The organism is Klebsiella sp. GW_Kp182, from assembly GCF_040062275.1.
Taxonomy (GTDB): domain Bacteria; phylum Pseudomonadota; class Gammaproteobacteria; order Enterobacterales; family Enterobacteriaceae; genus Klebsiella; species Klebsiella michiganensis.
This window is the reverse complement of the sequence record NZ_JBEAFQ010000004.1, coordinates 1-19,497: the sequence shown is the minus strand read 5'-3', so window position 1 is coordinate 19,497 and position 19,497 is coordinate 1. Positions and strand designations below refer to the sequence as shown.

The 19,497-nt window shown below is 57.8% G+C and carries 25 protein-coding genes; 14 read left to right on the top strand and 11 right to left on the bottom strand.

The features are described from left to right. Positions 1-11 precede the first annotated feature (11 nt). Entirely contained in the window at positions 12-302 is a 291-nt protein-coding gene (locus tag ABLU88_RS05650; RefSeq protein WP_009654750.1) for a hypothetical protein, read from the bottom strand. A gap of 192 nt (positions 303-494) precedes the next feature. After that, a complete protein-coding gene (locus tag ABLU88_RS05645; RefSeq protein ID WP_025105739.1) occupies positions 495-1,685 on the bottom strand; it encodes an MFS transporter in 1,191 nt (396 codons plus the stop codon). Positions 1,686-1,880: 195 nt separating this feature from the next. Here ABLU88_RS05645 and ABLU88_RS05640 point away from each other — a divergent pair, with 195 nt between their 5' ends. Both ABLU88_RS05640 and ABLU88_RS05635 read left to right on the top strand, forming a co-directional pair. Continuing rightward, positions 1,881-2,327 carry a hypothetical protein gene (locus tag ABLU88_RS05640; protein ID WP_064378169.1) on the top strand — a complete coding sequence of 149 codons (447 nt, stop codon included), beginning with the start codon at positions 1,881-1,883 and terminating at the stop codon, positions 2,325-2,327. Between the two features lie 49 nt (positions 2,328-2,376). Next, the gene (locus ABLU88_RS05635) at positions 2,377-2,595 is read left to right on the top strand and encodes a hypothetical protein (RefSeq protein ID WP_032719161.1); all 219 of its coding nucleotides are present in this window, start codon (positions 2,377-2,379) and stop codon (positions 2,593-2,595) included. A 3-nt stretch (positions 2,596-2,598) separates the two neighbouring features. On the opposite strand, the gene ABLU88_RS05630 is transcribed toward ABLU88_RS05635, so the two are convergent. Then, positions 2,599-2,988, bottom strand: a complete 390-nt coding sequence (locus ABLU88_RS05630) for a VOC family protein (RefSeq protein WP_042945239.1) — start codon at positions 2,986-2,988, stop codon at positions 2,599-2,601. A 156-nt stretch (positions 2,989-3,144) separates the two neighbouring features. Here ABLU88_RS05630 and ABLU88_RS05625 point away from each other — a divergent pair, with 156 nt between their 5' ends. Beyond that, entirely contained in the window at positions 3,145-3,765 is a 621-nt protein-coding gene (locus ABLU88_RS05625) for a LysE family translocator (RefSeq protein ID WP_032694356.1), read from the top strand. Between the two features lie 207 nt (positions 3,766-3,972). After that, complete coding sequence (locus ABLU88_RS05620) at positions 3,973-5,160, top strand: YbfB/YjiJ family MFS transporter (protein WP_014838565.1); 1,188 nt, start codon at positions 3,973-3,975, stop codon at positions 5,158-5,160. On the opposite strand, the gene ABLU88_RS05615 is transcribed toward ABLU88_RS05620, so the two are convergent. Then, a complete protein-coding gene (locus ABLU88_RS05615; protein WP_048263428.1) occupies positions 5,143-5,979 on the bottom strand; it encodes a LysR substrate-binding domain-containing protein in 837 nt (278 codons plus the stop codon). The genes ABLU88_RS05620 and ABLU88_RS05615 overlap by 18 nt on opposite strands. A 92-nt stretch (positions 5,980-6,071) precedes the next feature. Between ABLU88_RS05615 and ABLU88_RS05610 the strand changes: the two genes are divergently transcribed. Then, positions 6,072-7,118, top strand: coding sequence for a nitronate monooxygenase (locus ABLU88_RS05610; protein ID WP_348836209.1), 1,047 nt, complete (start codon positions 6,072-6,074; stop codon positions 7,116-7,118). 31 nt (positions 7,119-7,149) lie between these two features. Here the strand turns inward: ABLU88_RS05610 and ABLU88_RS05605 are convergent, their stop codons facing one another. From ABLU88_RS05605 to ABLU88_RS05590, 4 genes are all read right to left on the bottom strand, one after another. Then, entirely contained in the window at positions 7,150-7,809 is a 660-nt protein-coding gene (locus ABLU88_RS05605) for a methionine ABC transporter permease (protein ID WP_009654800.1), read from the bottom strand. Next, complete coding sequence (locus ABLU88_RS05600) at positions 7,806-8,597, bottom strand: ATP-binding cassette domain-containing protein (RefSeq protein ID WP_128696323.1); 792 nt, start codon at positions 8,595-8,597, stop codon at positions 7,806-7,808. Before ABLU88_RS05600 ends, ABLU88_RS05605 begins: the two co-directional genes overlap by 4 nt. Then, positions 8,594-9,400, bottom strand: a complete 807-nt coding sequence (locus tag ABLU88_RS05595; RefSeq protein ID WP_032719155.1) for a MetQ/NlpA family ABC transporter substrate-binding protein — start codon at positions 9,398-9,400, stop codon at positions 8,594-8,596. The genes ABLU88_RS05600 and ABLU88_RS05595 overlap by 4 nt, the downstream gene beginning before the upstream one ends. A gap of 153 nt (positions 9,401-9,553) precedes the next feature. Continuing rightward, the gene (locus tag ABLU88_RS05590; protein WP_348836208.1) at positions 9,554-10,582 is read right to left on the bottom strand and encodes an isopenicillin N synthase family oxygenase; all 1,029 of its coding nucleotides are present in this window, start codon (positions 10,580-10,582) and stop codon (positions 9,554-9,556) included. 271 nt (positions 10,583-10,853) lie between these two features. Here ABLU88_RS05590 and ABLU88_RS05585 point away from each other — a divergent pair, with 271 nt between their 5' ends. Then, on the top strand, positions 10,854-11,129 hold the full coding sequence (locus tag ABLU88_RS05585) for a VF530 family protein (protein WP_025105728.1): 276 nt from the start codon (positions 10,854-10,856) through the stop codon (positions 11,127-11,129). A 41-nt stretch (positions 11,130-11,170) separates the two neighbouring features. Here ABLU88_RS05585 and ABLU88_RS05580 read toward each other — a convergent pair whose 3' ends face one another. Beyond that, complete coding sequence (locus tag ABLU88_RS05580; protein ID WP_064378173.1) at positions 11,171-11,359, bottom strand: hypothetical protein; 189 nt, start codon at positions 11,357-11,359, stop codon at positions 11,171-11,173. Between the two features lie 71 nt (positions 11,360-11,430). Next, entirely contained in the window at positions 11,431-11,640 is a 210-nt protein-coding gene (locus tag ABLU88_RS05575) for a YdgH/BhsA/McbA-like domain containing protein (RefSeq protein ID WP_004102265.1), read from the bottom strand. Between the two features lie 331 nt (positions 11,641-11,971). On the opposite strand from ABLU88_RS05575, the gene ABLU88_RS05570 reads away from it, so the two are divergent. From ABLU88_RS05570 to ABLU88_RS05540, 7 genes are read left to right on the top strand one after another with little or no spacing between them, the layout of a single operon-like run. Next, complete coding sequence (locus ABLU88_RS05570) at positions 11,972-12,712, top strand: amino acid ABC transporter ATP-binding protein (RefSeq protein WP_004102264.1); 741 nt, start codon at positions 11,972-11,974, stop codon at positions 12,710-12,712. Positions 12,713-12,720: 8 nt separating this feature from the next. Next, positions 12,721-13,419, top strand: coding sequence for an ABC transporter permease subunit (locus tag ABLU88_RS05565; RefSeq protein WP_348836238.1), 699 nt, complete (start codon positions 12,721-12,723; stop codon positions 13,417-13,419). Between the two features lie 9 nt (positions 13,420-13,428). Continuing rightward, complete coding sequence (locus tag ABLU88_RS05560) at positions 13,429-14,181, top strand: amino acid ABC transporter permease (RefSeq protein ID WP_348836207.1); 753 nt, start codon at positions 13,429-13,431, stop codon at positions 14,179-14,181. Continuing rightward, a complete protein-coding gene (locus ABLU88_RS05555; RefSeq protein WP_014229459.1) occupies positions 14,171-15,013 on the top strand; it encodes a transporter substrate-binding domain-containing protein in 843 nt (280 codons plus the stop codon). Before ABLU88_RS05560 ends, ABLU88_RS05555 begins: the two co-directional genes overlap by 11 nt. A 4-nt stretch (positions 15,014-15,017) precedes the next feature. Further along, positions 15,018-15,557, top strand: a complete 540-nt coding sequence (locus ABLU88_RS05550; protein ID WP_032749052.1) for an L-2-amino-thiazoline-4-carboxylic acid hydrolase — start codon at positions 15,018-15,020, stop codon at positions 15,555-15,557. After that, positions 15,545-16,300 (top strand): VOC family protein, encoded by a 756-nt coding sequence (locus ABLU88_RS05545; protein ID WP_348836206.1) that lies wholly within the window; start codon positions 15,545-15,547, stop codon positions 16,298-16,300. Before ABLU88_RS05550 ends, ABLU88_RS05545 begins: the two co-directional genes overlap by 13 nt. Positions 16,301-16,312: 12 nt before the next feature. Further along, positions 16,313-17,101: a pyrroline-5-carboxylate reductase dimerization domain-containing protein gene (locus ABLU88_RS05540; protein WP_032749054.1), complete on the top strand. Its 789-nt coding sequence runs from the start codon at positions 16,313-16,315 to the stop codon at positions 17,099-17,101. Here ABLU88_RS05540 and ABLU88_RS05535 read toward each other — a convergent pair. Next, complete coding sequence (locus ABLU88_RS05535) at positions 17,098-18,054, bottom strand: AraC family transcriptional regulator (protein WP_201994043.1); 957 nt, start codon at positions 18,052-18,054, stop codon at positions 17,098-17,100. The genes ABLU88_RS05540 and ABLU88_RS05535 overlap by 4 nt on opposite strands. Before the next feature lie 108 nt (positions 18,055-18,162). On the opposite strand from ABLU88_RS05535, the gene ABLU88_RS05530 reads away from it, so the two are divergent. Then, positions 18,163-19,362 carry an MFS transporter gene (locus ABLU88_RS05530; RefSeq protein ID WP_014838552.1) on the top strand — a complete coding sequence of 400 codons (1,200 nt, stop codon included), beginning with the start codon at positions 18,163-18,165 and terminating at the stop codon, positions 19,360-19,362. Positions 19,363-19,497: the final 135 nt, after the last annotated feature.

The window sequence follows — 19,497 nt, the reverse complement described above, 5'->3', positions numbered from 1 at the left end:
TCGGGCGTGAATCAGTCGGCGTTCTTAAGATCTTCCGCGCGTTTGGCGGTGGCGTAGACAAAATCGAGCATGGGTTCAAGGTCGGTATCGTAGCCGGCCTGAATGATTTTGCCGCGCAGCCATTCGATCTCGCTGGTAATATCCGGGTGGAATATATTGTTGTCCTGCGCTTTACGCAGCCACTTGAGCAGGAAATTATTTTTCCCGCGGATACCGCCTGATTTCTTCGATTTTGCGTGTATTTTCAGCGCCACCAGAATGCAGTAATAGAAATGAACGCGCTGATTAAAACTTTGGTGCATGTCTTTGTTCCCGCCAGAATCAGGTTGCGGACGGGCATGGACCTTAAACATGCGGTCTCTGATATTCACCCGTACCACCATCGCGCCGCTTGCCGGACGCTGAGGCGATGGTGGCACGGAAGCCGAATTGCCGTCAATTATTGATTAATTTTTTACCCATATTTGCGCCGGTTATCTTTCGACGATGCCTCCTCAGGTTCGCGGTAAAGCAGCGCGTTGTTGCAGGTAAATGCGCAAAATCAAGATAAATGCCAGCGCGACCACCGCCGCCGCCAACAAATAAATAGTCTCCAGATCGTAATAACCGGCCACCCAGCCGGCGACCGGGCCGGTTAATCCCAACGCCAGATCGAGAAAGGCCGAATAGGTACCCAGCGCGGTGCCCTGATTCTGTTCTTCAACCTGTTTCACCGCTTCCACGCCAAGCGCCGGGAAGACCAGCGAAAAGCCCGAGCCGGTGAGAAAGGCGCCCATTCCGGCCATCCACGCCGAGGAGGCCGACCAGATGATCAGCAGGCCGATACATTCGATCGCAAAACAGATTAACGATACCCGCACGCCGCCGTAGCGGGTAATGGTGTTGCCCAGGATCAGGCGGATGCAGATAAAACCGATGCTGAACAGGGAGAGGGTAAACGCCGCGCCTTGCCAGCTATGGGCGGAGAAGTAGAGGGTAATAAAGGTTGCGATAACCCCAAAACCGACGGTACCCAGCGCCAGCCCCAGCCCGTAGGGCCAGATTTTGCGCGCCACCACATGAAACGGCGCTCTGATCCCCGCCGTCACGCTGACGTCCTGCCGCGTACGGGCATAGAGCAGGCCAACCGCCGCCGCCAGGATCACCACGGCGGCAAATCCGCTGATGCCAAAATAGCCGTTAAGCACGACACCCAGCGGAGCGCCGACCGCCATGGCGACATAGGTCGCCACGCCGTTCCACGAGATCACCCGCGAAGTGTGAATCGCACCGACGGTTTTGATCCCCCAAAGGGTCGCGCCGGTGGCGGTAAAACTTTCCCCGACGCCGAGGAAAATGCGCCCCACCAACAGCGCGGCAACGGCCAGCGGCGGCGAGGATTGCAGCAAGACCGCGAGCAGCGTGAAGAGACCGCTGAGCAGGCAGCAAACAATCCCCCGACTGACGACTTTTTTCGGCCCCCAGATGTCGGTGTAGCGGCCCGCATGCGGGCGGCTGATCAGGGTTGAGATGTACTGAAGGCTGATGACCACGCCGGCGATAAAGGGGCTATAGCCCAGCTGATAGTGGATATAGCCCGGCAGTACGGCGAGCGGCAGGCCAATAGAGAGATAGCAGATACAGGTAAAAACAACGATAGAAATAATACGCAGATTAAGCTGAGTGGTGCAGGCGGAAGTGGTCATAACACGAAGTATTGAAAACCAAAGGGAAGCTAAGCATAGCGCAGCGCCGTCGGGCGCAACGAGCAGAGCATGCGTTTTCTCAATGATTCAGGCAAACGCACTAAAAATAGTCATGAGAAAAGAGGATTCTGGGCAAGTCGTGCGCGGCAGAGTATAAAATCTGTTAACGCATCACGGATAATGACAGGAGAGAGTATGGAATACGATTTAGACGGTATGGATGTGCTTTTTGTCGCCGGCTTTGGGCCGATAACGCAATCGACGCCGGCCAGCAGGGAGTTTTATGTGGCTGCGCTGGGCCTGCCGCTAAAACCGATGCCCGGTAACGAAGAGTATCTGCTGACCGAACATGACGCCATCGGCGGGGTAAAACATTTTGCCCTGTGGCCGCTGGCGCAGGCGGCGCGCTCCTGCTTTGACGCCGATCTCTGGCCTGACTATCTGCCGGTGCCGCAGGCGTGGGTCGAGTTTGAAGTGCGCGATATCAACACCGCCACCGACGCGCTGAAGGCCAGAGGCTATCGTCTGCTGGTGGACAACCGCATTGAGCCGTGGGGGCAAACCGTCACGCGGCTGCTGAGCCCGGAAGGGCTGCTGACAGGGATTACCGTGACCCCGTGGCTGCGCGAGGACAAAGCCTAATGGCATGCATGAGCCGCCCATCATCCCCTGCGATCGGCAGGGTGATGGAATGCTGATTTATGACGTATTCGGGCGCCATATTGGCGTCCAGCGCCAGGGCGAACGCTGGCTACTTTTCCGCGTCGATCTGAACGAGCGGAAATGTTCGCCGCTGCGTGGGATCATCATCCCGGACGATCTCCCGGAGGCGGAAATTCCCGGCTGGCTGGGCGATATTTTTCACGAAGCGGCAAGCCCGCGCCATCCTGACGTCCGGCTTATGGAGTAGCGTCTATGGCCAGCTTCTGTTTTGCAGCACCACGCGATAACCGTCGCCGTCGACAAAGGTTTTACCGTTCACATTCCAGTACGGATTGAACGCGCTGACCGGCGCAAAACCGGCGGTCAGCATTTTCGCACACTGTTCCCGCCATTCCGCGGCTTCCGGGTAATAAAGCACCAGCAAATCTTCCTCGCCCGGAGAGGGCTTCACCGGATGATGATGGCAGAGGGTGAATTCAAGATGCCAGCCGAGATCGCGGCGTCCGACCATCACGCCGCTAAAGCCGTCATGATCGGCAAACTGCGCGATTTGCTCCAGCCCCAGGCCCGTGCAGTACATGTGGCTACTGAGTGAAAGGTCGGTGACCGGCCTGGCGATGCGGATAGCGTTAAGCGTCATAACAGCCTGTATCGATAAAGGTTTGGTCGATTGACTGTATCCGCTTTTGCGGCGGCCATTTGTCACAAAGAGCTTTTAACGCGCCCGGCAAAGCGAATTTATTCGATTGTCTCTGCGGCGGGTTTTATCTAGAATCTTCGCTTTCGGAGAGAGAAAATGTCCGTTGCTGATTCCCTTCTTGCTTACTCTTTTGCTGCCCTGTTGCTCACCCTTACCCCAGGCCTGGATACCGCTTTAATCCTGCGAACCGCGACCGTTGAAGGCGGAAAAAAAGCCTTTCAGGCGGCGCTGGGCATTGATACGGGATGTTTTATCTGGGGGGCTGCGGTCGCCTTCGGTCTTGGGGCGCTACTGGCGGCATCGGAGCTGGCTTATGACCTGCTCAAATGGTGCGGGGCCGCCTATTTATGCTGGCTGGGCATTCAGTTAATTCTCAAGCCGCGCGGCCATTTTGTTCATCAGGACAGGGCGGCGGCGCCGGCAAGTAACTGGTTTTTAAAAGGGATGATGGGCAATGTGCTCAATCCGAAAATGGGGATCTTTTACGTCTCTTTCCTGCCGCAGTTTATTCCGGCCGGCCACTCGCCCATCGTCTGGACGTTCCTGCTGGTCGCCATCCATGTGGCGATCGGGACGCTCTGGTCGTTAACGTTAATCCTGACCAGCCGTTCTGCCGCTCGGCTATTAAAGACGCCGCTATTTATTCGGTGGATGGACCGCGCAACCGGCGGCCTCTTTATGTTATTTGCTGCCAAACTGGCTTTTAGCCACCGTTAAATCCCTCTGGACAAGGATGTCCAGCGCCTCACTCCACATTTCGTTACTCGCCGAAGCATCCCCCGGCCGTTGCCGTAAAGTTTCTCCCCGCAGGCCGGGCGCTGCCGCATGGCGCTGCTTGCGCATCGTGGTAAGCGAAATCATAATAAATAGAGAATTATTGTTAGTTATAATTCTTTATTTGAGAATAATAATGGAGGGGAGTGGGTGAACGTTTTTGCAACCAGGCCGGAATGGAAGGCCTTTCTGCTGGCGCTGGCCGGTTCGGTCGTGCTGATCGTTGGCATGGGCTATGGCCGGTTTGCCTATACCGGGATCCTGCCGCTGATGCTCAATGAGCAGCTGCTGACGCTGCGTGAAGGTAATCTTGCCGCTTCGGCGAACTATGCCGGCTATCTGGCCGGCGCGCTGCTGCTGGCGAAAGCCAGGCCCGCGGACGCCAGGTGGCTAAGCCTGCTTTCCGCACTGTTGACGCTGGTGTGCCTGGCCTTACTGGCGTTCCTGGTTTCCCCCCTGGCGATTATTGTGGTGCGCGGAATTGCCGGATTACTCAGCGCGGTGACGCTGATCGCCGCCTCCCTCTGGCTACTGCAGCATATGAAGCACCCTAACGGCGCGCCGGTGCTTTTTTCTGGCGTCGGAATGGGGATATTCTTGTCGGCGGAATTTATCTCCCTGGGGAAGGCGCTGGCGCTCTCCAGCCAGCAGATATGGCTGATATGCGCGATAAGCTCTGGCGTGCTTTTTGTTCTCGCGCTGCGTCTGCTGCTGAGCCCCGCCGACTACCTTATCGCTTATCAACCCGCCGCGACCGCACACCGCGAGGAGGGCGAGGGGCGGGTGCGGGAGGCGTGGAAACTGCTGCTGATTTATGGCCTGGCCGGCTTCGGCTACATTATTACCGCCACCTATCTTCCGCTGTTTCTCAGCGGTTCGCTGAACGTTATCGATCCGGTGCAGATCTGGGCCATTTTCGGCCTCGCCGCCGTACCCTCCTGCTTTATCTGGCACCGGCTGGTCATCAAGCTCGGCTACCGACGCGCGTTTACCCTTAATTTGCTGATTCAGGCAATCGGCGTCATTCTCCCGGCGTGGAGCCATGCGTTACCGTTTTGCATATTGAGCGCGCTGCTGGTGGGTTGCACCTTTTTGGGCACCGTGACCATCGCGCTGTCCGAGGGGCGGCGGCTTAATCATCTGGTTTCGTTCAATATGATTGCCGCCATGACCGCGACCTACGGCATCGGGCAAATCGTCGGCCCGCTGGTTGCCGGAACGCTGTATGACCGCAGCGGGTCGTTTAATCCTTCGCTGAGCGCGGCCGCCATTGCGCTGCTGGCTGCCGCCGCGCTGGTGGCGGCAGGGGCGGGGCGAGCGTCAAAGGTCGGAGGCTGACTCCAGAAGCTGGCGCATTTTCTCGAGAGCGGGGGACGCGTAGCCTTTGCGCCAGATAAGCTGGGTGATCGCCTGGCCAACCGGCCGCAGCTGGCTGGCTTCGGGCAGCGTCAGGGTATCGAGCACGCTCTGCGGCACGATACCGGCATAGCCGCCGGAGGCGACGCAGGCGAGCATCGCGTGATAGGAGCCGACGTCCTGGATCTCGCTCTCCACCTCCTCTGAATGCGCCAGAAACGCTTCGCCCATCGCCCGGTAGGTACAGCCCTGCGCAAAGGCGGCAAAGCGAAAGCGCTGTGGGCTGGCGGGAAGCACCAGCAGCAGCTGTTCTTTAAAGATGGATACGTACTCCAGGTCATCGGGCGGAGGCGTTCCCTGCGGCAGGCTCACCAGCGCGCAATCCAGCGCGGCGTCCAGCACCTGTTGGGTCAGCTGACGGGTGGGCTGGGTTTTGAGGGTGAGCGTCACCTCCGGGCACAGCGCGCGAAACCGGGGAAGCAGCGGCGGCAGGCGGCTGGCGGCGGTGGCGTCCATCGCCCCCATGCGTAAATTGCCGCCCGGCGTCGCCGGATGCAGCGCCTGTCTGGCCTCTTCGGCCAGGCTGAGGATCTTCAGCGCGTAGCCCAAAAAATGTTCACCGGCGGGGGACAGCAGCATCCTTTTATTGCCGCGGGCAAACAGCTCCACGCCCAGCTCCTCTTCCAACTGGTGAATGCGGGTGGTGATATTGGACTGGGCGCGCCCCAGCCGCTTTGCCGCGCGGGTGACGCTGCGCTCTTGCGCCACCGTTTTAAAAATCTCTAATGTGGTGTGGTTCATATTTTTATTCTTAATTTGAAAATAATGTTGATCTTATCATCTCTAAAAGAGATTTTAATGGCCCGAACGCACAAATTTCAACAGGGCAAACCATGAGCAACAGGCTTACGCAGCAGCTTGATATTGATTACCCCATTATTCAGGCGCCGATGGCCGGCGTGTCGACGCCGGAACTGGCGGCAGCGGTCAGCGGGGCCGGCGCGCTCGGCTCGCTGGGGCTGGGCTCGTCAACCGTAGAGCAGGCTGAAACGCTGATTAACCGGACCCGGCGCTTAACCACCCGTCCGTTTAACGTCAATCTGTTTTGCCACGCCCCGGCGGTAAGGGATCCGCAGCGTGAAGCCCGGTGGCTGGCGCGGCTGCGCCCGGAATTTGCGCGCTTTGGCAGCTTGCCGCCGGAGACGCTGGCGGAAATTTATCTCAGTTTTCAGCAGCAGCCGCGGATGGCCGAGCTGCTGCTCGACCTGACTCCGGCGGCGGTGAGCTTTCATTTTGGCGTGCCGGATCGTGAAACCCTTCGCCGACTGCGGGAAAAGGGGATCGTCACTCTGGCGAGCGCGACCAGCGTGGCAGAGGCGCTGCTGGCCGTAGGGCTGGGAATCGATATGGTGGTGGCGCAGGGCTACGAGGCCGGCGGCCATCGCGGCATCTTTGATCCGCTGGCGCCCGACGGGCAGATGAGCACCTTTACTCTGGTTCAGACGATAAGACGGCATACCGATATTCCGCTTATCGCCGCTGGCGGCGTGATGGACGGCGCGGGAATTAACAGCGTAATGAACCTGGGCGCAGACGGGGCGCAGCTAGGGACGGCGTTTCTGCTGTGCCCGGAATCGTCCACGGATGGCGGATACCGTGAGGCCCTTAAAAGCGCGTCTGACGGGCAAACGGTTTTAACCTCAGCCATTTCCGGACGCCCGGCGAGATGTCTGGTTAACGGCTGGCGTGAAATAAACGATCCGCCGCTGATTCCGGCTTATCCCGTGGCTTACGACGCCGGGAAGGCGCTGGCATCGGCGGCGAAAGCGCAGGGAGATCGTCAGTACGGTGCGCACTGGGCCGGGCAGGGAGTGAGCCTGATTCGCGAGCTGCCGGCAGCGGAGCTGATACGCACCCTGGTGCGCGAAAGCGGGTTTTAATCGCGGATGGCGCGCGGCCACCCGCTTATTGTTAACGACGGTGGGCGAGGCCGCGGACCAGACGGTCGCCGGCCATCTGCACGCCCTGCACCAGCGCGACCAGAATGAGCACGGTACCGAACATCACCTCGTTATTGAAGCGCTGATAGCCGTAGCGAATGGCCAGATCGCCCAGTCCGCCGCCGCCAATCACGCCCGCCATCGAAGAGAAGCCGATCAGCATAACGATGGTCAGCGTGATGCCGGCCAGCAGCGTCGGCAGCGCTTCCGGCAGCAGCGATTTAAAGATCACGTGCCAGATATTGCCGCCCATCGATAAAATCGCCTCGATACGCCCGTAATCCACTTCATCCAGTGCGTTCTCCGTCAGCCGCGCAAAGAACGGAAAGGCGCCAATGGTGACCGGAACCACCGCGGCGGTACTGCCGAGGGTGGTGCCAATAATCAGCCGGGTGAACGGGATCAGCGCGATCAGCAGCACGATAAACGGCAGCGAACGACCAAAGTTGATAATCGCGCCCAGCACGGCGTTGAGCTTCGGCATCGGCGCCAGGCCGTTGCGGCGTGAAACAAACAGCAGCACGCCAGTCGGCAGCCCGAGCAGCACGGTAAACAGCGCCGCCAGGCCGACCATATAAACGGTATCTACCGTGCCCTGAAGCAGCAGCGGCCAGAGATCTTCCCAACTCATGCTACTCCGCATAATGGCCTCCCGTGAAAACCGTGGCGAGCGAGGAAATCCCGCTCTGCCTGAGGATCGTGCAGCAGCGACTGCCGTAGCCGCGACCATGGCGCCACCAGCAAATCGGCAATTCTGCCGCTTTCAATAATCTCCCCGTGCTCCAGCAGCGCCGCGTGGTCGCAGAGGGTTTTCACCACTTCCAGCTCATGGGTGATCAGCACGATGGTGAGGTTCAGCTTTTGGTTGATATCCGCCAGCAGGCTGAGCACCGAGGCCGTGGTCTCGGGGTCGAGGGCGCTGGTGGCCTCATCGCACAGCAGCACATCCGGCCGCGCGGCCAGCGCGCGGGCGATCCCCACGCGCTGTTTTTGCCCGCCGGAAAGCTGTGACGGAAAGGCGGCGGCTTTATCCGCCAGCCCGACCAGTTCCAGCAGCTCCGCCACCCGCGCCTGGCGGGCGGCTTTCGGCACTTTGGCTATCTCCAGCGGCACCGCGATATTGTCGGCGACGCTGCGGGCGTGAAGTAAATTAAAGTGCTGGAAGATCATGCCGGTACGCAGCCGGTACTCGCGCAGCGCGGTTTTATCCATCCGGGTAATATCGTTCCCGTTCACAATAATGCGGCCCGACGTGGGCCGCTCCAGCAGATTCAGGCAGCGTATCAGCGTACTTTTGCCTGCACCGCTGCGGCCGAGGATGCCGTAAACGGCTCCTCTCGGCACCTGCAGAGAGACATCGTTTAGCGCCGGTCGGCCTGTTCCGGCATAGGTTTTACTCAGCCCGACAATCTCAATCATGACTGAGGAGCTACCGGGATCACCGAGCCGTTATACTGCTTACGAATAAATTCGGCGACCTGCGGCGAGGTGAGGTCTTTGGCCAGCGCCTTGATGCGCGGATCGTTCGCCAGCGCCGGCGTTGTCACCAGAATGTTGGCGTACGGGTTGTTGGTCGCGCTCTCCAGACCCAGCGCGTCTTTGGCCGGCACCAGCCCGGCTTCCAGCGCGTAGTTGCCGTTTATCACCGCCAGGTCAACGTCATCCAGCGACCGCGGGATCTGCGGTGATTCAATCTCAAGGATTTTCAGGTGCTTCGGGTTTTCCACGATATCTTTCGGCGTCGCCAGGGTGGTCGCCGGGTCGGTAAATTTTGCCGCCAGCTTAATCAAACCCTGATTTTGCAGCAGGAACAGCGCGCGGCTCAGGTTGGTGGTGTTATTCGGTACCGCCACGGTGGCGTTCTCGGGCAGCGATTTAAAATCTTTATGCTTGCGCGAATAGATCCCCAGCGGCTCAATATGGACGGTCGCCGCGACGGCGAAGGTTTTGCCCAGCGCTTTCTCCTGATCTTTCAGATAGGGGACGTGCTGGAAGTAGTTGGCATCGACATCGCCGTTGGCCAGCAGTTCGTTGGCGTTAACGCCGCTGGTGAGTTCGACGATTTTCAGGTCGAGGCTGGGATCGATCTTCTTAATGTAGTTAAGGATCTCGGCGTGCGGCACCGGGTCCGCGGCGACGCGCAGCGCGGCGGCCTGGGCGGAACTCCATGCCAGAGAGAGAGACAGTGCAACCCCTGCCAGTTTAAATGCGGCATATTTCATCATCTTATTCCTTGTGTTGTTGTTATGTTTATACCCGTCATACTTCAAATTGCATGTGCGTTGGCTGCGCGCGCTCACCCGAATCACTTACCAGAGTAAGCTCATCGGGATTCACTGACTTGCCGCCTGCCTGCAACCCGAATTATTTAGGGTCTACACGATCAATTGCTCGGCGCGTTCGCGAAAAACATCCTGGTAGTAGCGCTCGGCGACATCAGGATGCGAACGCAGACGCCCTTTCAGGTAATTCCAGCCCACCTCGCGCAGCAGCGGGTTTTGCGGGTCGCTATCCGGTCCGAGGGCTTCGCGGGCCAGCTCGTCGGGCAGCGTGTAGACGGGGACCACGGCATCCAGCTGGGCGCCGAGGAAGAAAGCGATCGACAGCCGCTGCTGGTCGGCAGGCGGCGAAACGACCCGGTGCACCGTTGCCCGCAGATAGCCGTTGGTTGCCAGCTCCAGCAGCTCGCCGATATTCACCACAAAGCTGCCCGCCAGCGGGGTCGCGTCAATCCAGCGGTCAGGGGAGACTTCGACCTGCAATCCTTTCTGCTCATCCTGCAGCAGGAAGCTGAGGAAGCCGGAGTCCTTATGCGCGCCAACGCCCTGGGCGCTCTGGGTCTCCTGCTGGCCGGGATAGCGGATCAGCTTGATATGTTCATTGGGCTTATCGCCATACAGGCCATCGAAGGCATCCAGCGGCAGGCGCAGCGCTTCGGCGAAGGCGCGCAGCAGGGTGATCCCAACCTGGGTCATTTCCCGTTGCCAGGTCAGTAATGTGGGTTTGAGCGAGGGCAACGCCTCTGGCCAGAGATTCGGCCCCTGCAGGCGCAGCCAGCGCGGCGCGCGTTCGCTAAGCTGCAGGGCCGGGCGCTCGGCGCCGATATCGAACTGCTCGCGCCAGTCGGGTTGACCGCGGGTTAATTCAGAAGCGGCGCGGTTGTAGCCGCGAAAATGCGGAGAGTGAATCATTGCCACCCTCTGCTTTTGATCGTCGGGCAGGGCAAAAAAGGCGCGGGATTGCTGCTGCACGGCCTGCTGCAGCGACTCATCGACGCCGTGGTTGATCAGATAAAAGAAACCGATATCGCGGGCGGCGTGGCGCAGGTCGGCGAGAAACGCCGCTTTTTCAGCGGGGTCCGCGTAGCGGGCCAGATCCAGTATCGGTAAGGTTGTCGCGTTCATTGTGTTCTCCGAAGGCGGTATTCAGGTGTTTTCGTCGATTCAGATTCAGGGTTCGGGGACAACAACAGCGCATGATCGATTCCTCAGTCGGGTGGTTGAAGCCAGCTTGCCTTAAGCGAAAATAATCAACCAATAACGTTCTTTTCTAATTTATGACCGTGGAGGGTTCTGTGCTTTTGCGAATTTTGGATAAGGGGGAGGCGGGGCTGTTGCGATTGGCGTCGGGAGCCAGTATGGTGAGCGAAATTTTTAATTCAGGTAAAGAGACGCAATGCAGCACCCAAACGATCCTCTGCACGGCATCACGCTGGAAGCGCTGTTAAACGCGCTGGTCGCGCAATATGGCTGGGCCGAACTGGCGAAACGCATCAACATCAACTGCTTTAAAAGCGAGCCGAGTATTAAGTCGAGCCTGAAGTTTTTACGCCGCACGCCGTGGGCGCGTAAAGAAGTGGAAGCGTTGTATATCGATTCGTTGTCCGATACCGATACGGCAAAAGCGGAAGCGCCGGCGGATAATCCGTGGGCACACTGGCAGAAAAAGTAGGGCGCGCAGCGGATAATTCCACGCGCGCCCTGGGCTGTGTGTTACTGAAGATTGCCTGCGGTCAGGCTCTCTTTATCAAAGGCATGGCTGACATCAATATGATTCTGATGCACGGACGTGTCGATATTTGAACCTGCCTCCGGACGCGCAAAGCTATTCTCTGCGGCAATCGCCCCGGACGAAAGTGTAGCGGCTAACAGCAGTGCGGTGACTACGCCGATATTTTTCATATTTTGTTCCTTATTTCATCGTGTTGTCGCTGTCGCCTGTGTCTTCCGGCGGCCCGGCAATGTTTCAAATTTTATTTCGTCAGTTCTGCGGTCATATGCACGCGGTTATTGAACTGAGCGCTGGTGATTTTGTAAGAGGCGCCTTGCTCTGCGGCCTGAGCGGCAATTTTGGCTTCTGCGCGGTCCAGTGTGGAAGCGCTGGCGCTGATACTCTGCGCAAAAGTACCGAAAGAGATCATAGAGAGTGCGGCAACTGCAACGAAAGTTTTGATGGATTTCATGGTCGTATTCCTTAAGCGTTTTGTCAGTGTTGGAGCGTTGTTGCCCCGATGTGATAAATAATAGGCCGACGACGCGATGATTAAAATCGAAACAATTTGCTCTCATTATTCAATAAATTTGAATGAAGTATCGGTTACCGCAATCCTGTTTTGCAAATAAGGTTTGATTACAATCAAGCCTCATTGTCATAACAAATATATAAAAAGTTATTTTTTGACTTTCGATAGATGATTTTCTTGTTTGCTATCATCTGAACGGCGGCAATATAGTTTTTGTACAGCAATAAATGCCGGTGTGCGGCAAATAATCATTATTCACGAATATCTCATTATGATAACGCTCAATAAGATCAGTAAAAGCTTCTCCGGTGAAAGAGTGCTAAAAGAGGTATCGCTCAGCATTCATTCCGGCGAGATTATTTGCATTATTGGCCCCAGCGGCTCGGGGAAAACCACGCTATTACGTACGCTTAATTTCTTAGAGCCTGCCGATAGCGGGCAAATAAGAATAGATGATGTGGCGCTGGATTGCGCAAAAGCGGGAAAAAAGGAGATTGAAAAACTACGGTCAAAAACCGCTATGGTTTTTCAATCGTGGAATCTTTTTCATAACCTTACCGCACTGCAAAATATTACCGAAGGACTGATATACGCTAAAAAACGCCCGCGGCAGGAGGCGCTGGCTATTGCTGAACGACTCTTAAAGCAGGTGGGGTTGCTGCATAAAAAAGACCACTATCCGCACAGTCTCTCCGGCGGCCAAAAGCAGCGTATCGGTATTGCGCGGGCGCTGGCCATTAACCCCGCCGTTCTGCTGCTGGATGAACCGACCTCAGCCCTGGATCCGGAAAAAGTCGGTGAAGTGCTGGAGCTTATTCAGACCATTGCCGCCGCGGGCCAGACGATGATCATCGTGACCCACGAAATGGCGTTCGCCCGTCAGGTCGCTTCCCGGGTGGTATTTATGGAAAACGGCGAAATCGTTGAACAGGGCCCGGCGGAACAGATATTTGGCGCGGCGCAGCAGGGCCGAACCCGGGCGTTTCTTGCGCAACTGCACTATCATGCCTGAGGATGATGATGAACAATAACCCGCTGTTTAGCTGGCCGGATATCGCCGGAATAGTGCCGAAGCTGCTGGAAAATTTACCCGTGACCCTCGGTATAACGCTGGCGTCGCTGCTGCTTGGTTTAACGATCGCGCTGCTGATTGTGCTGCTGCAGTTTAGCCGCTTTACGCCGCTCAGCGCGGCGGCAAATGGGTATACCGACATTCTGCGCGGCGCGCCTCTGGCGCTGCTGATCCTGCTGTTTTTCTTCGGCGGCAAATTAATTTTGACCGCGCTGGCGCTGCCGCCGCTGTGGATTAGCGATACCACCTTTGCGGTGCTGTCTATTTCGGTCAGCATCAGTCCCTACTTTGCAGAAATGATGCGTTCAGCGTGGCGCGCGGTGGATAGCGGCCAGAAAGAGGCCATTATCAGCCTGAATATTCCCTGGCATCAGGGAATACGGCGGATTATTTTCCCCCAGGGGCTTATTATTGCTATTCCCGTCTTTGGCAATCTTTTAATTAATCTCGTGAAAATGACCTCGCTGGTCAATATTATTGGTATTGTGGATATTTTTGGGCGGGCACAAAAGATTTCGCAAAATAGCTACGGGGCGAAACAAGTCGCGGCATTTATTAGCGTTATTATCGTCTACTGGGTGCTGAATAGTATTATTCTCTATTTTACCACTCGTATTGAAAAGAAATATCAGTTCCTGCTGGAGTGATAAATTAACATGTTTAGCCTGGCGTTCATTCGCGACAATTTTACGTTTATTTTAAGCGCGCTGCCGGTCACCCTGACGATAACGTTATTATCCTTACTGTTTTCCACTTTGCTGGGCGCAGCGCTGGCGTGGGCGATTATTCGTCAGGTACCCGGCGTTCAATGGCTGGCGAGGGTATTCCTCTCCTTTGGCCGTTCGGTCCCGGTCCTGGTGATGCTGTATTTCTTTTTTTACGTCTGGCCGTGGATTGCCGCCGGGCTGTTCGGCGGCCCGCAGGACACGATGTACCGCTATAAACTCTCGCCGCTGGCGGCGGCGGTCACCGCGCTGTCGCTGATCTTCAGCGCTTATTTCGCCGAAACCTTTCGCGCGGGATGGAATGCGGTTGATAAGGGGCAGCGCGAGGCCGCATGGTCAATCGGGCTAAGCGGATTCACGCAGTTCCGACGCATTATTTTTCCACAGGCGGCGGTATCCGCGCTGCCGAACTTTACCAGCGTGCTGATCGATCTGATTAAAGACACCTCGCTGGTTTACACCATCACCGTTGTTGATCTGATGGCGAAAGCCAATATCGCCGCCGCGCGCGGGTTTCATTTTGTCGAAGCCTACTGCGTCGTGCTGGTGATTTATATCGTGCTGTGCCTGGCGATTGCCAGAGCATTGCGCAGTGCAGAAAGGTTTCTTAGCGCCCGCTGGCAAGGAAACGCAGAAAAGAGAGTTTCACGGTTATCATTTTGGGGAAGGTATTTTGAAAAATAAAATTTTACTGGTGAGTGCGCTGGCGTTGGCAATGGGAATGAACGCCGCGCAGGCTGTTGAAAAAAGCGCAAACGCGAAAACGGTTGAGGTTGTCGTCAATGCTAACGGTTTTCCCTTTAGCTTTGTTGACGATAACAACAATATTACCGGTTACGATGGCGACCTGTTAAAGGTGCTGGACCAGCGTTTAACCGACTATACGTTTCATTTTAATGCGGTCTCGCGCGATGCGATGATCGTCGGCCTATCGACCGGCGCCTATACCCTCGCGGCGGATCACTTTTATCTCACCAAAGAGCGGGCGGAAAAATACGACCACTCCGGCGAGCCGACAGGGATCAGCGATTTGCGCCTGATTGTGCGTAACGATGAGAACGATATACATAATCTCGGCGATCTCGCCAGCGGTAAGAAAAAGCTGGTGCCGATTCATACCTCTGACGCCCGTTATACGGTGATTGAAAACTACAATAAAAAACATCCAGGCCAACAAATTAATCTGCAGCCCAACGGCGAGCAGTCCGCCGCCGATATCTTTAAAGCGGTAGCCTCCGGGGAGTACGATGCGGCGATTTACCCCATTGGCGCGCTGCTGGCGTTAAATAAGGCGCTAAATCTTAATCTGAAAGCGTCGGATTCTGTCGGCCTGTTTCCTAACGTCTATTTGTATAAAAAAAATACCGATCCGCAGCTAATCAAAGCGATTGACGCGCAGCTGGTCGCCCTGAAAAAGGACGGCACGCTCGCTGAGCTCTCGCGGAAATGGTACGCCGAAGATGTGTATGCTCTGCCGGGTGCCAGCGACGTGAAAGTGAATACCGACTGGGAATAAGCGCATGACGCAAATAAGCTCGGAACCGGCGCATAACGCCGCCACCTTAAACGATGAGGTGACCCTGGCGCTGCGCGCCATTACTGAAAAACGCGCGGCAACGATTGGTTACCTGTTGGACGAAAGCCGACAACGCCATATCGCGGATGATTCTGTCCGTGAAGCAATACGCCACTATGGCCGCGATATCGGACATAAGCTGCGCGCGCAAATGCGCGATCGAAAAGATTTGCAGGAGTTTGCCGGGCTGTTTACCCGCGGTCTGGAATCTCAGGTTTATGAGATGGAGCCCGTTAGCGCCAGCCGGGCCGAATTTATCGTCCTGTTTCACTACTGTCCCTATGTCAACTGCTGGCGGCAGCAGGGGCGAGGCGCCAGCGAAATTGAGACGCTGTGCGATATCTGCATGGAAGGCGATCGTGCGCTAACCGACGCGTTTCCGGGGCTGCATTTAGAGGTGCAGACCGCGCTGGCTCGCGGCGATGCCGCCTGTCGGCTGCGTTTTTATCAGGCAGAGGAGCGGGAGGGCGAATGGCAATCTTAACGTGGGACCACGCGATCCAGTTTGTTAATCAGCCGGAAGCGGCGATTCAGGCGCTGAGCGGGCAACAGCTCAACGCGGTGGCCGGTGGACACCACTCGGGCTGGGGGACCAGGAATGCGCTGAGCTATTTCGGCCTGACCTATATCGAATTTCTGGCGATTGCCGATGATGCAGAGCTGCTTTCCGCCGCGGAGACGTTTTTACTCTCCCGGGATGCGTCGCGGCTGCTGCCGGATAATGAAGCGCTGTATCGGGTGGCGCTGCGTAGCGACGATATTGAGCGCACGCATGCGGAGTTGCACGAGCAGGGCCTGCGGGTTTCGCCGATCGTCAACGGCCAGCGCGACGATCCGCAGGGCAACGTTATCCGCTGGCGGATCTTCACCATTGACGGCGATTTTGACGGCCTGGTCTATCCCTTTATTCTGCAATGGGGGGAAGAGGATGACGCCCGGTTGAGCCGCCTGCAGGCACAGGGTCTCGCTGCGCCGCATCCTCTGGGGGAGATTGAACTGCAGCGCGCGGTTTTCACGGTACAGCATCCTCAGGCGGTGCGCGACCGCTGGCAGCTGCTGTTTGGCTTTGCCCCGCAAGGCGAGCAGGGGCTGGCGGTGGGCGGTCGAGAGTTTCTTTTCCGTCAGGGCGCGGCGAACCAACTGACTGAACTGGTGTTTCGCGTTGCTGACCCGGCGCTCAAAGGCCGACGCTTTCGCGTTGGCAACGGCGAATATCTTTTTGAATAAGGAGTAAGACTCATGACCAGGGTCCATTTTTTTGGCGCCGGACAGATGGCGGAGGCGATTATTCGCGCGTCATTAAGCCACGGTGCGCTGCGGGCGGACGCGATCTCGCTGGAGGATATCGACAGCGCGCGAGTCGAGGCTCTGCGCGCCCGTTATCGGCTGTCGGGCGACGGTGGCGTAAACGAAGCCGCTTTGCTGGTGCTGGGGATCCGTCCGCAGGACGATCTGGCGGGGGTGGCGAACCGCGTGCGCCCGCAGCTAAACGGCTCGACGACGGTGGTTTCTCTGATCGCGGGGGTGACCCTGGAAAAGCTGGCCTCCCTGTTTGGTGCGGCAACGCCGATTGCCAGGGCGATCCCCAATACCCTGACCGATACCGGATTTGGCTATAGCGGCGTGACCTTAAACCCCCACGCCAGCGCGGCTGAGATCGAGCCGTTTCTGCGCGGCTTTGGCAAAGTGCTGTATCTGCCTGAGCGGTTGATCGATATCTTTACCGGCTTTGGCGTCGCGGGCCCTAACTATATTTACTACTTTATTGAGTCCCTTACCGATGCCGGCGTACTGGCGGGGCTGCCGCGGCCCCAGGCAACGGAGGTGGTGCTGGAAAACCTGCTCGGCGCGGTCGAGATGCTGCGCCAAAGCCAAAAGCATCCGCGCCAGCTTCTGGATATCAACAACTCCCCGGCGGGCGTCGGGATCCACGGTCTGTATGAGCTGAACAACAGCGATTTTGCCGCTGGGCTTCAGCGCAGCGTACTGGCGGCGGTCAGGCGCACCCGTGAACTGGGACAGTGCTAAAATCCTTCTTCCCGCGACAGATCGCGCAGCGCGCCCGGCGCCTTTCCGATAATGCGTTTAAAGGCGCGGCTGAAGGCGGCATGAGAACTGTACCCCAGCCTGAAGGCCACTTTTTCCAGCGCCTGACCCTCATGGGAAATGTACTGCACCGCGAGGCGCATACGCAGCTCGGTGAGATAGCGGGCGGGCGTGGTGCCGGTGGCGGAGAGGAAGCGTTCAGCAAATACCGAACGCGAGATTCCCGCCTCGCGGGCCAGATCCTCGACTTTCCAGTTAATGCCCGGCTGCTGATGCATCACGTAAATGGCTTTAGCCAGCTTAGGATCGCGCAGCACCTGTACCCAGCCGGTGGCGTTGCCGCAGCCGCACTCCACCCAGCCGCGGACAATCAGCGCGGCGACCACATCGGCCAGCCGCGCCAGAATGCCGGCGTAGCCCGCCTGTCGAGTGAGGCTTTCGCGTTCCATGGCCGCCAGCATCGGCGGGATCTCCGGACGGCTGGTCAGCAGGCTGCTGACCAGCATCACTTCGGGCATCGCTTTGACCAGCGGCTGCATACCGCCCAGCTCAAAGTCCATACAGGCGCTGAAGATAATAGCGCTGTCGCTTTTCGCGTCGTCGCAGGCGTTTTTGACGCAGCTTACCGAGTCGCAAACCGGTTCGCTGGGTAGTCTGGACACGTTAACCACCGTTGCCCGGTCATCGGAGAGCAGCACGTGACCATCGCCGTTCGGAATAAACAGTGCATCGCCGCTCTGCAGCATCAGGCGCTGGCCGCTGACCATGCGCAGCAGTACCGGTCCCCGGCTGATAAAGTGGAACTGCGCTTTACCGGGCACGAAGCCGAATTCGACGCCAAAAGGGCGGGAGGTTTCGATGCGGCGGTAGTTGACGCCGGAAAGGCGCATGCCGCGCAGAAGTTCGCTGGTGAGATCGAGGGCGTGCTGAGTCATAACATCATTCCCGGACGAATTATCAATAATCAAGGAGTATGCATCATAGATCGTCCGAACAGAACCGCCTAACCTTAACGAAATGTTAATTGTTCTGGAGAGATGTTTATGAGTTCCTGCATTGCAGCTGAAGAGAGCCAGGCCAACGCCAGGCCCGCGTGGCGCGCCGTCTATGCGCTGGCGCTGGGGGTGTTTGGCCTGATTGTCGCCGAGTTTCTTCCTGCCAGTTTGTTGACGCCGATGGCGGCAAGCCTGGGCGTTAGCGAAGGCATGGCGGGGCAGGCGGTGACCGCGACGGCGCTGGTGGCGTTAGTTACCGGGCTGCTGATCACCACCGCGACGCGAAATATTGACCGCCGCTGGGTGCTGATGTTCTTCTCCGTTTTGCAAATTATCTCCAGCATGATGGTGGCCTTCGCCGGTTCGCTGGAGTTTTTGCTGCTTGGACGCCTGCTGCTGGGGATCGCCATCGGCGGCTTCTGGTCGATGTCGACCGCGACCACCATGCGTCTGGTTCCGGCGGCGATGGTGCCGAAAGCGCTGGCGATTATCTTTTCCGCCGTTTCCATCGCGACGGTGGTTGCCGCGCCGCTGGGCAGCTATTTCGGCGCGCTGATCGGCTGGCGCAACGTATTTCTTATCTGTGCGCTGCCGAGCGTGGTTGCGCTGCTCTGGCAGCTGTGGGTTCTGCCTTCCATGCGTCCGGAGAGCGTCGGCAGCTTCGCTACCCTGTTTAAGGTGCTGCGTCGGCCAGGTATGATTGGCGGCATGCTCGCGACAATTCTGATTTTCAGCGGCCACTTCGCCTTCTTTACCTATCTGCGTCCGTTCCTCGAAACCGTGGCGCAGGCCAGCGTCGAAGGGGTTTCTCTGATCCTGCTCGGTTTTGGGGTAGCGAACTTTATCGGCACCTCGATTGCCGGACATCTGTTAGCCCGAAGCCTGCGCCTGACGCTGGCGCTGGTGCCGCTGGCAATGAGCGTGCTGGCGCTGATGATGGTAACGTTCGGCCACGTCGCGCTGCTGGACGGTCTGCTGGTGGCGATGTGGGGCTTTGCTTTTGGTCTGGTGCCGGTGGGCTGGTCGACCTGGCTTGCCACCACGGTGCCGGATGAAGCTGAAAGCGCGGGCGGCCTGCTGGTGGCGTCTATTCAGCTGGCGATTAGCGCCGGTGCGGCTGGCGGCGGTGCGGTATTCGATCTCAACGGCGCGAGCGGCGTTTTTGTCGGCAGCGGCGTGCTGCTGGTCAGCGCCATGGTGATTGTGCTGTTTGCGGTAAGAGTTAAGCCAGTCGTGAGTGAGGAGTAGGGCTACCGGGCTACAGGGCCGCAGATTGCTGTTAACCCGTAGCCCGGGTAAGGCGTTTACGCCGCAACCCGGGGAATATTCCGCGACGTGGTATTGCTGTGGCTTCTTCCCGGCTTGCGCTGCGCTTAGCCGGGC

Bases quoted from the DNA above. Each gene is read 5' to 3' on its own strand.
- ABLU88_RS05650 (WP_009654750.1), bottom strand. From the start codon at position 302: ATGCACCAAAGTTTTAATCAGCGCGTTCATTTCTATTACTGCATTCTG.
- ABLU88_RS05645 (WP_025105739.1), bottom strand. From the start codon at position 1,685: ATGACCACTTCCGCCTGCACCACTCAGCTTAATCTGCGTATTATTTCT.
- ABLU88_RS05640 (WP_064378169.1), top strand. From the start codon at position 1,881: ATGGAATACGATTTAGACGGTATGGATGTGCTTTTTGTCGCCGGCTTT.
- ABLU88_RS05635 (WP_032719161.1), top strand. From the start codon at position 2,377: ATGCTGATTTATGACGTATTCGGGCGCCATATTGGCGTCCAGCGCCAG.
- ABLU88_RS05630 (WP_042945239.1), bottom strand. From the start codon at position 2,988: ATGACGCTTAACGCTATCCGCATCGCCAGGCCGGTCACCGACCTTTCA.
- ABLU88_RS05625 (WP_032694356.1), top strand. From the start codon at position 3,145: ATGTCCGTTGCTGATTCCCTTCTTGCTTACTCTTTTGCTGCCCTGTTG.
- ABLU88_RS05615 (WP_048263428.1), bottom strand. From the start codon at position 5,979: ATGAACCACACCACATTAGAGATTTTTAAAACGGTGGCGCAAGAGCGC.
- ABLU88_RS05610 (WP_348836209.1), top strand. From the start codon at position 6,072: ATGAGCAACAGGCTTACGCAGCAGCTTGATATTGATTACCCCATTATT.
- ABLU88_RS05605 (WP_009654800.1), bottom strand. From the start codon at position 7,809: ATGAGTTGGGAAGATCTCTGGCCGCTGCTGCTTCAGGGCACGGTAGAT.
- ABLU88_RS05600 (WP_128696323.1), bottom strand. From the start codon at position 8,597: ATGATTGAGATTGTCGGGCTGAGTAAAACCTATGCCGGAACAGGCCGA.
- ABLU88_RS05595 (WP_032719155.1), bottom strand. From the start codon at position 9,400: ATGAAATATGCCGCATTTAAACTGGCAGGGGTTGCACTGTCTCTCTCT.
- ABLU88_RS05590 (WP_348836208.1), bottom strand. From the start codon at position 10,582: ATGAACGCGACAACCTTACCGATACTGGATCTGGCCCGCTACGCGGAC.
- ABLU88_RS05585 (WP_025105728.1), top strand. From the start codon at position 10,854: ATGCAGCACCCAAACGATCCTCTGCACGGCATCACGCTGGAAGCGCTG.
- ABLU88_RS05580 (WP_064378173.1), bottom strand. From the start codon at position 11,359: ATGAAAAATATCGGCGTAGTCACCGCACTGCTGTTAGCCGCTACACTT.
- ABLU88_RS05575 (WP_004102265.1), bottom strand. From the start codon at position 11,640: ATGAAATCCATCAAAACTTTCGTTGCAGTTGCCGCACTCTCTATGATC.
- ABLU88_RS05570 (WP_004102264.1), top strand. From the start codon at position 11,972: ATGATAACGCTCAATAAGATCAGTAAAAGCTTCTCCGGTGAAAGAGTG.
- ABLU88_RS05565 (WP_348836238.1), top strand. From the start codon at position 12,721: ATGAACAATAACCCGCTGTTTAGCTGGCCGGATATCGCCGGAATAGTG.
- ABLU88_RS05560 (WP_348836207.1), top strand. From the start codon at position 13,429: ATGTTTAGCCTGGCGTTCATTCGCGACAATTTTACGTTTATTTTAAGC.
- ABLU88_RS05550 (WP_032749052.1), top strand. From the start codon at position 15,018: ATGACGCAAATAAGCTCGGAACCGGCGCATAACGCCGCCACCTTAAAC.
- ABLU88_RS05545 (WP_348836206.1), top strand. From the start codon at position 15,545: ATGGCAATCTTAACGTGGGACCACGCGATCCAGTTTGTTAATCAGCCG.
- ABLU88_RS05540 (WP_032749054.1), top strand. From the start codon at position 16,313: ATGACCAGGGTCCATTTTTTTGGCGCCGGACAGATGGCGGAGGCGATT.
- ABLU88_RS05535 (WP_201994043.1), bottom strand. From the start codon at position 18,054: ATGACTCAGCACGCCCTCGATCTCACCAGCGAACTTCTGCGCGGCATG.
- ABLU88_RS05530 (WP_014838552.1), top strand. From the start codon at position 18,163: ATGAGTTCCTGCATTGCAGCTGAAGAGAGCCAGGCCAACGCCAGGCCC.